The 14,004-nt window shown below is 63.7% G+C and carries 9 protein-coding genes; 7 read left to right on the top strand and 2 right to left on the bottom strand.

What is annotated here, in order from left to right; genetic code table 11:
- Positions 1 to 137: 137 nt before the first annotated feature.
- Positions 138 to 1,580: a sulfatase-like hydrolase/transferase gene (locus NX778_RS24260; protein WP_258814387.1), complete on the bottom strand. Its 1,443-nt coding sequence runs from the start codon at positions 1,578 to 1,580 to the stop codon at positions 138 to 140.
- Between the two features lie 175 nt (positions 1,581 to 1,755).
- On the opposite strand from NX778_RS24260, the gene mnmE reads away from it, so the two are divergent.
- A complete protein-coding gene (gene mnmE, locus NX778_RS24255) occupies positions 1,756 to 3,135 on the top strand; it encodes a tRNA uridine-5-carboxymethylaminomethyl(34) synthesis GTPase MnmE (RefSeq protein WP_258814386.1) in 1,380 nt (459 codons plus the stop codon).
- A 90-nt stretch (positions 3,136 to 3,225) separates the two neighbouring features.
- Here the strand turns inward: mnmE and NX778_RS24250 are convergent, their stop codons facing one another.
- Entirely contained in the window at positions 3,226 to 4,236 is a 1,011-nt protein-coding gene (locus tag NX778_RS24250) for a LacI family DNA-binding transcriptional regulator (RefSeq protein WP_258814385.1), read from the bottom strand.
- A 527-nt stretch (positions 4,237 to 4,763) separates the two neighbouring features.
- Here NX778_RS24250 and NX778_RS24245 point away from each other — a divergent pair.
- From NX778_RS24245 to NX778_RS24220, 6 genes are all read left to right on the top strand, one after another.
- Entirely contained in the window at positions 4,764 to 7,484 is a 2,721-nt protein-coding gene (locus tag NX778_RS24245; protein WP_258814384.1) for a TonB-dependent receptor, read from the top strand.
- Between the two features lie 69 nt (positions 7,485 to 7,553).
- Positions 7,554 to 9,059, top strand: coding sequence for a tryptophan halogenase family protein (locus tag NX778_RS24240; RefSeq protein WP_258814383.1), 1,506 nt, complete (start codon positions 7,554 to 7,556; stop codon positions 9,057 to 9,059).
- Positions 9,060 to 9,105: 46 nt separating this feature from the next.
- Positions 9,106 to 10,965, top strand: coding sequence for a glycoside hydrolase family 66 protein (locus tag NX778_RS24235; RefSeq protein WP_258814382.1), 1,860 nt, complete (start codon positions 9,106 to 9,108; stop codon positions 10,963 to 10,965).
- Between the two features lie 22 nt (positions 10,966 to 10,987).
- Positions 10,988 to 12,259 carry an ABC transporter substrate-binding protein gene (locus NX778_RS24230; RefSeq protein WP_258814381.1) on the top strand — a complete coding sequence of 424 codons (1,272 nt, stop codon included), beginning with the start codon at positions 10,988 to 10,990 and terminating at the stop codon, positions 12,257 to 12,259.
- Positions 12,253 to 13,167, top strand: a complete 915-nt coding sequence (locus NX778_RS24225; RefSeq protein ID WP_258814380.1) for a carbohydrate ABC transporter permease — start codon at positions 12,253 to 12,255, stop codon at positions 13,165 to 13,167. The genes NX778_RS24230 and NX778_RS24225 overlap by 7 nt, the downstream gene beginning before the upstream one ends.
- Positions 13,164 to 14,003: a carbohydrate ABC transporter permease gene (locus NX778_RS24220; RefSeq protein ID WP_258814379.1), complete on the top strand. Its 840-nt coding sequence runs from the start codon at positions 13,164 to 13,166 to the stop codon at positions 14,001 to 14,003. Before NX778_RS24225 ends, NX778_RS24220 begins: the two co-directional genes overlap by 4 nt.
- Position 14,004: the final 1 nt, after the last annotated feature.

Here is a 14,004-nt window from a genome sequence, read left to right as displayed (position 1 = left end):
CCACAACCGTAAAACCGTCGTTCCGGCGAAGGCCGGAACCCATAGACACGTTGAGTCGTCGAATCATCCGCAGGTGGCCCGCGAACTCAGCATGGGTCCCCGCCTCCGCGGGGACGACGTTGTTTGATGGAGGAGATTCAGGACTGCCAGAGGTGCAAATACGTCTCCGACCGGTTCAACAGATTCTGGCTCATCTGATCGAACCTTTCCGGATTCGGCTTCTTGTCCTTCGCCCCCACCTTGCCGAAGCCGCTGAATCCCAGCCCAAGCTGATTCCCATGCGCTTCAAACCCGATAAACTCCAGCATGGTCGGCAGCAAGTCGAAATGCACGATCTCCTCCCGGTTCTTCTTCATCGGCTCATCCGAAATGAACTTGTTGAAGATATACCGCTCCGGCAGCGTCTCGAGCCGGTCCGCCACCGGATTCTTGCGCGCCAGGTGATCGCCCAGGATCACCACATTGGTGTCCTTCAGATATCCGCTGTCCTTGATGAAGTCGACGAAACCGGCGATCTCCTGCGCGCTGCATTCCACAACGCCTTCGAACTGATTCGGATCCTGGATCTTGCAGCGGCGCGGCTTGAATCCCGCCGGTTCATGCGTATCAACCGTCAGTAGCGTCAGATTGAATGGCTTGTTCGATTCATGCAGCTGGCGCAGCTTTTCCTTCGCGTGGTCGAACAATTCATCGTCGTACAGCCCCCAGCCATTCATCTTGTCCGGATTCGCACCCTGCGCGATCCAGTCCTCCCGGCCATACGCCTCATCGTAATGATGGCTCTTCAGGAAATTCCCCTTGCCCGCGAATTTGAGCGAACCGCCGCCCATGAACACATTGCGATAGCCATGCTGCTGCAGGATGTCGCTCAGGCAGGTTGCGTGCGGCATGAAGTTGTCGATCACCTGGCCCTGGGTATTCAGGTCGAACAGGCCGACACGCTCCAGCGGCACGCCGCATTGGGTCGACACGATCGCCGCGATTGTGAATCCCGTACCGGGCGCCTGGCGGTATTGGGTGAAGCTCTCGCCCTGCAATTGCGTCAGCGGCGCGATGCGGTCCTCGCCGAACAATTCCGGTTTGGCGTACGCCGCCTCCAGGCTTTCGACGTAAATGATCACCAGGTTTTTGGTGTGACCGCCTTTCAGGCTGACCAGCTGCGGCGGCAGGTAATTCGCGCCGAAATAATCGACGCCGAAATTCTTGGCGACGTAGCGCAGCGCATTGGTATCGACCACCCAATACACCAGCGCGGCCGCCATCAGCAGGAGTGGCATCTTCGCGCCCACGGCGCGCAGGCGCACGGGCAGGCGCGCGCGCAAGCTGCCGCGCCATTCCACCGCCAGCGTCGCGGTGAGGAAGACCAGCGGTGCGACCACGCACCAGCGCACGAAATGCCCCACCAGTGCCGGATCCGAGGTCCCCAATCCTTCGACGCCAAGCCCGACGTGATAGGCGATCTGGTCGAGGTCGGGCCGGCCGAAGAACTTGTTGAGCCACAGGCAGACGCAGATCAGGACGAAGGCGGTGAGATAGGTGAGGGCGCGCGCGGTGCGCTGCACCGCGGGCAATCGAAGCATGAACATGGCATTGGACACTGGAAACTTGACCCGTGGATTGTCAGCAATGCCAGTGTTAAAAAACGTTAACTATTCTCAGGGTTTGTAGCGGCTTTGTTACTGTTGTGTAGCTTGCGGTGTTTACATTCACCTCTGCTGCGCCACGTGATGCGGGTGGATAAATTACAATCCCTTCATGAAACTCGACACTTCCCCCATTGCAGCCATTGCCACCGCCCCAGGACGCGGCGGCATCGGCGTCGTGCGCGCTTCCGGCAAATCGCTGGCGCCGCTGATCGACGCTCTGTTTCCCGGCACCACGCTGGCGCCGCGCCACGCGACTTACATCCCGTTCAAGTCCGCCAGCGGCGAGGTCATCGACCAGGGCATTGCGTTGTATTTCAAGGCACCCCATTCGTACACGGGCGAGGATGTGTTGGAGCTGCAAGGCCACGGCGGACCGATCGTGTTGCAGATGCTGTTGGCGCGTGTGCTTGAAGCAGGCGCGGAATTGGGCTTGCGATTGGCGGAGCCGGGCGAATTCACGCGCCGCGCCTTCCTTAACGACAAGCTCGACCTGGCGCAGGCGGAAGCGGTCGCCGACCTGATCGACGCGTCCACCGAAGCGGCCGCCAAGTCGGCGTCGCAATCGCTGTCGGGCGCGTTCTCGCAGGTGGTGCACAAGCTGGTCGACCAGACCATCAACCTGCGCATGCTGGTCGAGGCCACGCTCGACTTTCCGGAGGAGGAGATCGACTTCCTCGAAAAGTCGAATGCGCGCGGCCAGCTGGCGACCATCGTCGAATCGCTGGACCACGTGTTCAAGCAGGCCGCGCAGGGCGCGCTGCTGCGCGAAGGCCTGAACGTGGTGCTGGTGGGCCAGCCGAACGTGGGCAAGTCCTCGCTGCTCAACGCGCTGGCCGGTTCGGACGTCGCGATCGTCACGCCGATCGCGGGCACCACGCGCGACAAGGTGACCGAAACCATCCAGATCGAAGGTATTCCGCTGAACATCGTCGACACGGCCGGCATCCGCGCCATCCATGAAGACATCGACGTGGTCGAGCGCATCGGCATCGAGCGCACCTGGGGCGAAGTCGGCAAGGCGGACGTGATCCTGCACCTGCTCGATGCCAGCAAGGGGCCGACCGCGGCCGACGAGGACATCATGGCCGCGTTTCCGGACAGCGTGCCGGTGGTGCGCATCTGGAACAAGATCGACCTGTCCGGCCACAAGGCCACGGTCGAGCCAACGGCGGACGCGACCCACGTCTATCTGTCGGCGGCGGAGAAGGAGGGCATCGACCTGCTGCGGGCGGAGCTGCTGCGCATCGCCGGCTGGCAGCAGACCGGCGAGTCGCTGTACCTGGCGCGCGAACGCCACCTGATCGCGCTGCGCGAGGCGCGCAAGCACCTCGACTTCGCGGCAGCGCATGCGGCGCAGAACGATCAGTCGCTGGACCTGTTCGCGGAGGAGCTACGCTTGGCGCAAGATCACCTGTCCAGCATCACCGGCCAGTTCACGCCGGATGATTTGCTGGGGGTGATCTTCAGTCGGTTCTGTATTGGAAAATAGCTGACGTTCCAATGTGTGCCGATGAAATCAAGCGAAGGCAGCCGGCAAGGGTAGCCGTCGTGTGACAGGCCAGGCAGGAAAAGCGGGCCGCTAGGATCGCGGCTTCATTTGCGCGGGAGCGGTCGATTCTCGTTTCACCAGCTCGGTGACAAGTCGCCGCGACGCGGGCCGTTCCCCCTTCATCTGCTCGATCAGCGCCTCCACGATGGCGTCGGCGGCGGCCTCCATCGGCTGCCGGACCGTTGTCAGCGAAGGCCGGAAGTAGCTCGCCAGTTCGATGTCATCGTAGCCGCTTACCGCGATATCCTCCGGCACGCGCTTTCCGTGGTGGATCAGTGTGTTGATCACTGTCATCGCCGTCAAGTCGCTGCAGGCGAATATCCCGTCGACCGGTTTGTTTCTGGCGAGCAGAGCCTCGGTGCTGCGTTCAATCGCCTCGGTGTCGAAGCTGGTCTGCATCAGCAGATCCGCCGCCGGTTCCAGGCCGCGCTCACGGTGCGCGAGCAAATATCCCTCGTAGCGATTCTTCAGTTCCAGTGTGTTGAAGTCGCCGATGATCGCGACATTGCGCGCGCCCTGCTCAAGCAGGTGTTCGGTCGCGATCCGGCCGCCTTGCAGGTTGTCGGTGCCCACCGTGCAGTACACCTGCTGCTCGCGTTGTTCACCCCAGACGACGAACGGCACCTTGGACAAGGCAAGTTCGTTCAACTGGTCATGGCCCAGCCATTGGCCGGTGAAGATCAGGCCGGCTGCACGGCCGGTGAAGTAAGCGTCCGCAAAGTTGGTGCGGGTGGCTTCAACCCGTGTGAGCAGCATTTCGAAGCCGCGATCGGTGAGGGCGTTCGCGATCGCGCTGATCAGGCTGATAAAGAACGGTTCCGTAAGACGTTGGCGCAGATTGGAGAGCGAGGGCACGATGACCGCAACGGTCGTGTTCTGTCGCAGCCGCAGGTTCTGGGCGCCGACGTTCACCGTGTAATTGAGCGAGTGCGCCAGCTCGACGATGCGCTTGCGTGTCTCGTCCCCGATTTCCGGGCTGCCTCTCAATGCGCGCGACACCGCCGACACCGAAACCCCTGCAAGGCGTGCGATGTCGGACATCTGCGGGCGCGCAGAGCGCTCCGGACGGAGGGGGGCTGCTTCAGTGGCTGTCTTTCGCGGGCGCGCCATGGGACTCCTGTGCTTGGCCAGTGTTGAGCGGCCATCATTGATTAATCGTGTGGATTCTAGTCGAAAAATGGTGGACGCCCTACTCGCCGAGCGAAAAGGTCGTGGACGTCTTTGTTCATCACATTGGCTTGCCGCAAACGTTTGCGGAAATTACTCTTCTTCATCCCATCAGTCCCGCAGGGGGCAATTGTAGCAATCTTTCTCGATGCGCGAATTTTTATGCGTAACAAGGATAAATTCTTTGCGTTGACGCTTAACAAGTGCGTAGTATGGCTACAACAGCGTTTAAAAAATATTTACGAAATCGATTGCGTAAAATATGCTTGCGAATGTGGTAAGGGTAAGTAGCCAAGGGAAGGCGGGTGATGTCCGCGTGACGGCAGCCCGGGCGGCAAGTTGGCACGACGCATCAACCCATCAAAACATCGACATAACATCGCAACAGCACAGGAGACAGCATGATCAGCACAGGTATTGCCGAATTCCGCTTAAAGCCAATCGCAGCCGCATGTTCCATTATTGCCGCGTTTTCCGCCGCTCCAGCGGCCCAGGCCCAGACCGCAGCGGCGGCTGGCCAGGTTGCGGCGACCCCGGCCGAAAGCGGGATCACCCAGGTTCAAGTGGTCGGGATCCGCAAGGGCATCGAAGACGCCATCTCGGTCAAAAAGGATGCGACGTCGATCGTCGAGGCCATTTCGGCTGAGGACATCGGCAAGTTGCCCGACTCCTCGATCGCCGAATCGATCGCGCGCTTGCCTGGCTTGACAGCGCAACGTGTCAACGGGCGGGCGCAGGAGATTAGCGTGCGCGGCATGTCTGGCGACTTTGCCTCGACCCTGATGAACGGCCGCGAGCAGGTCAGCACCGGCGATAACCGGAGTGCGCAGTTTGACCAGTATCCGTCCGAACTGCTGTCTGGCGTGGTGATCTACAAGACGCCGGACGCCACCCTGATCGGCCAGGGCCTGGCCGGCACGATCGACCTGCAGACCGTGCGCCCGCTCGCGTTTTCAGGGCGTCAAGTGGCGCTCAATGTGCGCGGCCAGAAGGAAGGGGTCGGCAGCGAAGCCGGCAGCGGCAGGGGCAAGCGCCTGTCCGCGTTCTACATCGATCAGTTTGCCGACAGGACGTTCGGCGTCGCCCTCGGATTCGCGCGCTTCCAGAGCCAGGGCAATGCCACCATCCGCAACGGCGATTATTCGGACGTCGTGGTGGGCGGCCAGACGGTCAGCGCGCCAACCCACTTCAAGGACTTCACCAACCACAAGGATGAAAAGCGCGACGGCCTGATGGGGGTATTGCAGTGGAAGCCGAACAAGGATTTCGCGAGCATGGTCGACCTGTACTATTCGAAGTTCGATTCGCCGACCACGCGCAAGGGCTACGAGACGGTGGCCAACGCGAGCTGGAGCGGGGGCTGCGCGTCCGGCTGCACCTTGACCGATCCGGTGATCAAGGACGGCAAGGTCGATAGCGGCGTGTGGAACGGCACGCACGCCGTGATCGCGAATGACATCGACCAGAGCCAGGCCAAACTGAAGGCCGCGGGCTGGAACAACCGGCTGCGCCTGGATGCCAACTGGACCGTTGAGGGCGACTTGAGCTATTCCGAGGCCAAGCGCCACGAATCGCCGTACGAGACCTGGGCCGGCGCCCCGAAGAACATGGGCGATTCGATCGCGTTCAGTAACGGCGCGGCCGGGCTGGCGGGCCTGCAGTGGAAGCCCAGCCTGAACTACACGGACCCGAAGATCATCACGCTGATGGACGCCGGCGGATGGGGCATGGCGGGCTACCTGAAGAATCTGCAAGTGGAGGACAGGCTCAAGTCCGTGCGCCTGTCGGCCGAACGCAGCTTGCCGGACAACTGGCCTGTCAGCCGCCTGACCGCGGGCGTCAACTACTCGAACCGCTACAAGAGCCGCAGCGTGCCGGAATACCAGTTGCAGCTCAAGGCTGGCGACAATGGCGCCATCACTGGCGCCGGCTCGGCGCTGGCAGGCGACTCCGGGATCCCGATGATCAGCTATAACGAGCTGGGACTGGCCGGCCGCTACAATTTTGTCACGAACAACTATTTCGACATCTACCTGAAGGCGTGGGAAGTCACCGAGAAGAATTTCACCGGCTATACGAAGCTCGACATCGACACCGAGGTGGCATCCATTCCCGTGCGCGGCAATGTGGGCGTGCAGGTGGTCCATATCGACCAGAGCTCGACCGGGAATGCGATCGACACCGGCAGCGGTAGCGGGGACAGCAACCGTCCGGTCTCGCGGCTGACCGACGGCGCAAGGTACACCGACGTGCTGCCGAGCCTGAACCTCGCCGCCTCGTTCGCGCACGAGCAAACCGTCCGCCTCGGCCTGGCCAAGGTGATGGCACGTCCGCGCATGGACCAGATGAGCAACAGCGGCACCTACTACGTGGATGGGCTCGACCTGCATGGCCCGCTCTGGAAGGGCAGCGGCGGCAATCCTCGTCTCGAGCCTTTCCGCGCCAAGGCGATCGACCTGTCGTACGAAAAATACTTCGATAAAAAGGCGTACGTTGCGGCGGCCGCGTTCTACAAGAAACTCGACTCCTACATCTACACCTACACCAATGGCATGTATGACTTCACGGGGCACCAGAACCTGTCGCCATTCACGCCGAAATCCAATATTGGCGAGTTCACCCAGCCGCAGAACGGCACCGGCGGCAACATCCATGGCGTCGAGTTGTCGGCATCGCTGCCGTTCAGCTTGCTGCTCCAGCCCCTGGATGGTTTCGGTGTCCAGGCCAGCTATGCGCATACCGACAGTGCCATCAAGCCGTTCGGGAACAACGACAACAGCCCGCTTCCCGGCCTGTCGCGCCAGACCAGCAACCTGACGCTCTACTACGAGAAGCATGGTTTCTCGGCCCGGGTGGCGCAGCGCCAGCGCTCGAACTTCCTGGGCGAGATCATCGGCTACGCGTCGAATCGCCGCTTCCAGTACATCAAGGCGGAGAAAGTGGTCGATCTGCAGATCGGCTATGACTTCGAGGCCGGCTGGCTGAAGGGCACGTCGCTGCTGCTCCAGGTGAACAACCTGACCAACGCGAAATACCAGGAGTACCAGGACCGGCCGGACAACATCACCTCATCCACCAAGTATGGCAAGACGGTGCTGTTCGGGGTGAATTACAAGCTGTGACCACCGGGCGCCTCGGGTAGGCAAGCGCCCGGCCGGTGGCGACGCCGGCCGGGCATGCATGGAGCGAACATGACAGGACAGGCAATCAGGGAAATACTCATCGTCGGCGGGGGGACTGCCGGCTGGATGGCGGCCGCCGGGCTGTCGCGCGTCCTGCCGCAGGAGTGCCGGATCCGGCTGGTCGAGTCGGAGGAGATTGGCACGGTCGGAGTGGGCGAGGCGAGCATCCCTTCGATCCGGCTGTTCAACGAGGCGCTGGGCATCGACGAGGACGACTTCCTGCGCCACACGCAAGGCAGCTTCAAGCTTGGGATCGAGTTCGTCGACTGGGGCGGACTCGGCCAAGCCTACTTCCACGGCTTCGGCACCATCGGCCAGGACCTCGGGGCGGCCGCGTTCCACCATTACTGGCTGAAGCTGCACCAGCTCGGAGAGGCGGGCGACCTGGCCGATTACGCGATCACCTCGGCCGCTCCCAGGCGCAACAAATTCATGCGCGCGCGCCGCGACATGCCCGGTTCGCCGATGGCTGACCTCGCGCACGCCTTTCATTTCGACGCCGGATTGTATGCCCGCTACCTGCGCCGCTTCTGCGAGGCGCGTGGCGTGCTGCGCACCGAAGGCCGGGTGCAGCATGCGCGCCTGCGCGCAGCCGATGGTTTCATCGAGTCGGTGGTGCTGGCCAGCGGCGAGGTGGTGGAGGCGGACCTGTTCATTGACTGCTCCGGATTTCGCGGCCTGCTGATCGAGGGTGCGCTGCACACCGGGTTCGACGACTGGAGTCACTGGCTGCCATGCGACCGTGCGCTGGCGGTGCCTGGTGCTCCGGCGGGGCCGCTGCTGCCTTATACGCGGTGCACGGCCGGCCGTGCCGGCTGGCGCTGGCGCATTCCGCTCCAGCACCGCATCGGCCATGGCCACGTCTACAGCAGCAAATATCTCAGCGACGACGAGGCTGCCGCCGAACTGCTGGCGGGCCTGGATGGGGAAGCATTGGCCGAACCTCGATTGCTCCGCTTCGTTACCGGCAAGCGGCGCAAGGTCTGGAACCGCAATTGCGTTGCCATGGGGCTTGCGGCCGGCTTCATGGAGCCGCTCGAATCGACCAGCATTCACCTGGTCCAGTCGGCGATCGCGCGCCTGGCAGCCTTGTTCCCGACGCGCGATTTCCGCCAGGCCGATACCGATGAATTCAACCGGCAGACCGATTTCGAGTATGAGCGAATCCGCGATTTCCTGATCCTGCATTACCACCAGACGGCGCGCACCGATTCCCCATTCTGGAACTTCTGCCGGACCATGGATGTCCCCGAGACCTTGCTGCGCAAGATCGAGCTGTTCAAAGGACAAGGACGCATCTTCCGCGAGAACAGTGAAATGTTTTCGGAAGCAAGCTGGTTCCAGGTAATGCATGGGCAGGGGCTGCGCGCGCGCGGCTACCATCCCCTGGCCGACGCCCATGCCATCGATGCGGTGCGGGCGCACCTGCAGCAGGTGCGCGCGGTGATCGCGCGTTGCGTGGACCTGATGCCCACGCACGAGGAGTACGTCGCGGCCATGTGCCGTGCCGCCTGAACAAGAAAAGCCCGCAAGCCAAGGGGTAAACAATGACGGAGACAACATGATGAAAGCGTTCCACCGTGCCAGCACGGCTGCCGCACACCTGGCCGCGGGCCTGCTGGCCAGCACCGGCCTTGCCGCCTGTTCCGCCGCCGGCTCCCAGCCGGCGGCGGTCCGGCCCCCCGCCCCGGCGCTGCTGGTCTCGGCCACGACGGACAAGGCGGCCTATGCGCCCGGTTCGACGGTGCTCATCAAGGCCGACCTGAGCAACCAGTCGGACGCTGCGATCGCGGGGGCCAGGCTCACCCTGACGGTACGCCACCTCGAGCAGGACGTCGGCCCCCCCGTTTCCGCCGAGCTCAGGCTGGACGCCGGGGCCGCCGGACGGGTGCAGTTCGCGTGGACCGCGCCGGCCACCGACTTCCAGGGCTACAGCTTCGAGCTTGCCGCGACCGACTCGGCCGGCAAGCCACTGGCCAGCGGGACCGGTGCGATCGACATCTCGTCGAACTGGCTGAAGTTTCCGCGCTACGGCTATGTGAGCCAGTATGCAGCGGGCGCCGACGCACAGGCCGTGGTCGAGCAGCTCAAGGCCTACCACATCAATGCATTGCAGTTTTATGACTGGCAATGGAAACACCATCTGCCGCTGAAGGGCAGCCCGACAGCGGTCGAAGCGAACTGGCACGACATTGCCAACCGCACGGTCAGCCGGGACACGGTACGCAAGCTGATCGACGCCGCGCATCAGGCTGGCATGGCGGCGATGGCCTACAACCTGATCTACGGCGCGGCAATCAACTACCAGCAGGACGGCGTCAGCCCGGCCTGGGGACTGTACGACGCGCCGGGCGGCAAGCAGTGGCAGTACAGCCTTCCGTCGAGCTGGGCGACTCCGGGGCTGTACTTCTTCAACCCGGCAAATGCCGCCTGGCAGGACTACCTGATCGGCCGCGAACTTGAGGTGTTCCAGGCTTTTTCGTTCGACGGCTGGCACGCCGACACCGTTGGCGACAACGGCATCAAGTACGACGCCCACGGAGATCCCGTGGACATCAAGGACACCTTCAAGCCGTTCCTGAACGCGGCCAAGGCGCGCCTCGGCAGCAAGCTGCTCATGATGAACGCGGTTGGCAACAAGGGGCACCTCCAGGTCAATACCAGCAAGGTCGACGCGGTGTATGTCGAGGTTTGGCCATGGGAAGGCTTCCCTGACTACCTGTCGCTCAAGAACGTGGTCGACCAGGCCCGCCAGGAATCGGGCGGCAAGTCCCTGATCGTGCCGGCCTACCTGGACTACGACTATGCGAAGACCAAATCGGAGCAGTCGCCCGGCCAGTTTAACGATCACGGCGTCCTGCTGACGGAGGCGACCGTGCTGGCGGCCGGCGGGTCGCGCCTGGAATTGGGCGATGACGGACGCATGCTGTGCAGCGACTATTTCCCTAACCGTGCGCTGGCGATGAGCCCGGCGCTGAAAGCGGCGCTGCAGCGCTACTACGACTTTGCGGTGGCCTACGAGAACCTGCTGCGCGACGGGCAGGCCGCTGCGGCCGGAACCGTCAGCATCGCGGGACAGGCGGTCAGCGCGGACGGCCAGAAGGACACCGTGTGGGCCTTCGCGAAAGCCGACGCGCGCTACGAAACCATCAACCTGGTCAACCTGAAGGGCCTGGTGGACGTGAGCTGGCGCGATACCAACGCGACGCAGCAAAAGCCGGCCGCCCTCGGCAGCTTCACGCTCAGGTATTACTCGGGCGCACAGCTGGAGCGGGCATGGGTCGCCAGCCCTGACGCCGAGGGCGGGCGCAGCCGCAGCCTGCCGCTGGCACACGGGGCCGATGCGCGCGGCGCGTATGTCGAGGTCACGGTGCCAGGCCTGGAATACTGGAACCTGATCTATTTCAGGAAGACCGTGTAAGCAGTCCTTGAGGAGAGAAGCGATGTTTAGCTACAGGCAGGTACGGCGCGGCCTTGCGGCGCTGGCGTTGATGTGGGCTGCCGGCGCCGCCAGCGGAACTGAAATTACGATCGCGTGCGGCTCGGTCGGCACCGACATCGAGGTGTGCCGCAAGCTGATGGACGAATGGTCGGCCAAAACCGGCAACAAGGTGCGCATCTTCCTGACGCCAAATTCGACGACGGACCAGCTGGCGCTGTACCGGCAGCAGTTCGGCGCCCATTCGGGCGAGGTCGATGTGCTGATGGTCGATATCGTCTGGCCCGGCATCATCAAGGAGCACCTGCTGGACCTGACGCCGTATGCGCAGGGCGTCCAGCGCCAGCACTTCGCGGCGATCATTGCCAACAACACGGTCGGCGGGAAGCTGCTTGCCATGCCCTGGTTCACCGACGCCGGCCTGCTGTTCTACCGCAAGGACCTGCTCGAGAAGTACCACGAGAAGGTGCCTGCGACCTGGGAGGAGCTGGCCGCGACGGCGCAGAGGATCCAGGACGCGGAGCGGCGCGCGGGCAAGCGCGACCTTTACGGCTATGTCTTCGAAGGCAAGGCGTATGAAGGGCTGTCCTGCAATGCGCTGGAATGGATCGCCAGTTACGGTGGCGGGACGGTGGTCGAACCGGATGGACGCATCAGCATCGACAATGCCCGGGCCGCGCAGGCGCTCGACATGGCGGCGCGATGGCCGGGCACGATCGCGCCGAAGAATGTGGTCAGCTTCGCCGAAGAGGAGGCACGCAGCGTGTTCCAGGGCGGGAACGCGGTCTTCATGCGCAACTGGTCGTATGTGTGGGACCTTGCGCAACAAGGCGACAGCAAGATCAAGGGCGCGGTCGGCATGGCCGCATTGCCCAGGGGGGAAGGCGGCAAGAGCGTCTCGACGCTGGGCGGCTGGCAGCTGGCGGTGTCGAAGTATTCGAAACACCCGGCCGAGGCGGCCGACCTCGTGATGTTCCTGACCAGTAAGGAGATGCAGAAGAAGCGCGCGCTGCTGGCGGGCTCGCTGCCGACCTATCCCGCCCTGTACAGTGACCAGCAGCTGCTCAGGGCCGCACCGTACATGGCGCAGCTCTCCACCGCCTTCGCCAGCGCCACGGCACGGCCATCGACGGTGACGGCGGATAAGTACAACGCCGTCTCGTCGGCCCTGTGGAACGCGGCCCAGGCCACCCTGGCCGGCCGCGCGAGCGGCGCCCAGAGCGTGCACCAGCTGGAGAAGGAACTGCGCCGCGTGCGCCGGGGAGCGGCATGGTGAGGACCGCCGATACCGGGCTGGCGCGCCAGCGCCGCCGCAGCGCCTGGCTGTTCCTCGCCCCGATGCTGGCGGTGCTCGCGCTGGTCGCTTTCGAGCCGCTCGCGCGCAGCCTGTGGCTCAGCCTGACCGACGCAAAGATCGACAAGCTCGCCGGCCGCTTCGTGGGGATCGAGAATTACGTCGGTGAATATGGCCTGTTCTTTACGGGCGAGAGCTGGATCGATCCGGCCTGGGCGGCGGCGGTGGTCAACACGCTGCGTTTCGCGCTGGTCTCGGTCAGCATCGAAACCGTGCTGGCGTTTGCCATCGCACTGGTGCTCAACGCCGAGTTCCGCGGGCGCAGCCTGGTCACCGCCGCGGTACTGGTGCCATGGGCGGTGCCGACTGTCGTCTCGGCCAAGCTATGGGACTGGATGTTGCAGCAGCAGTTCGGCGTGGTCAACTTCGCGCTCGCGGCGCTGGGCCACGAGCGGATCGCATTCACCACCGACTACCCGATGTGGTCGGTGGTGCTGGTCGACGTGTGGAAGACCACGCCGTTCATGGCGCTCCTCATCCTGGCGGCGCTGAAGATGCTGCCGAGCGACTGCTACGAGGCGGCGTTGGTGGACGGCGTCCATCCGGTCAAGGTGTTCTTCCGTGTCACGCTGCCGCTCGTGAAGCAGGCGCTGATGGTGGCGGTGATCTTCCGCCTGCTCGATGCGCTGCGCGTGTTCGACGTGATCTATGTCATGACCGGGTCGACAGGGAGCACGATCAGCATGTCCGGTTTCGTGCGCGACCAGATGATGGAAAACGGCTACGTGGGCTTCGGATCGGCGGCGTCGACCGTGCTGTTCGTGATCATCGCGGCTTGCACGCTGCTGTACATGAAGGTGGCGCGGGTGCGCGCCGAGGGGGCGCCATGAGGCGCCGCTGGTTGCCGGCCGCGGCGTTCCGGGCCCTGGTGGCGTTGGTGGTGGGGTTCGCCCTGTTCCCGTTCTGCTACGCGGTGTTCACCTCGCTTCTGACCGGGAACGCGCTGTACGACCTGCGCGACGCCACGACGGCGAGCTTCAGTGTCGCCAACTACCGCGCGCTGTTCGAGAGCGGCCAATACTTCGGCCAGAGCATCCTGAACTCGCTGATGGTCGCAGCGGCGGTGGTGGCGCTGTCCTTGCTGCTGGGCCTGCCGGCCGCGTATGCGCTGGGGCGGGTGCCGTTTCGCGGGCGCGGGCTGCTGCTGATGGCGATCCTGTCGGTGTCGATGTTCCCGCAGGTTGCCGTGCTGGCCGGGATGTACGAGCTGATGCGCTGGCTGGGCCTGTACAACCGGTCGCTGGGGCTGGCGCTGCCCTACATGCTGTTCACCTTGCCGTTCACGGTATGGGTGCTCACGACCTTCATGCGCGAACTTCCGCGCGAACTGGAGGAGGCGGCCGTGATGGACGGTTGCGGTCCCTGGCGGATCCTGTCCAGCGTGTTTCTGCCGCTCCTGTGGCCGGTGCTGGTATCGGCCGGGCTGCTGGCGCTCGTCGCGGCATGGAACGAGTTCCTGTTTGCGCTGACCTTCGTCAACCAGGACGCCGGCCGCACCGTCCCGGTCGCGATTTCGCTCATCGGCGGCGGCGCCACCTCGCGCGAACTCCCGTGGGGCAAGCTGATGGCTGCTTCGGTCCTGGTGACGCTGCCGCTGGTGGCGATGGTGATGGTATTTCAAAAGAAGATCGTGTCCGGCCTGACGACGGGCGCGGTAAAGGGATGAC

The organism is Massilia terrae, assembly GCF_024753145.1.
Classification (GTDB): Bacteria; Pseudomonadota; Gammaproteobacteria; order Burkholderiales; family Burkholderiaceae_D; genus Telluria; species Telluria terrae.
Note: the sequence above shows the minus strand (reverse complement) of the source record. Positions and strands in the feature narration are given on the sequence as shown.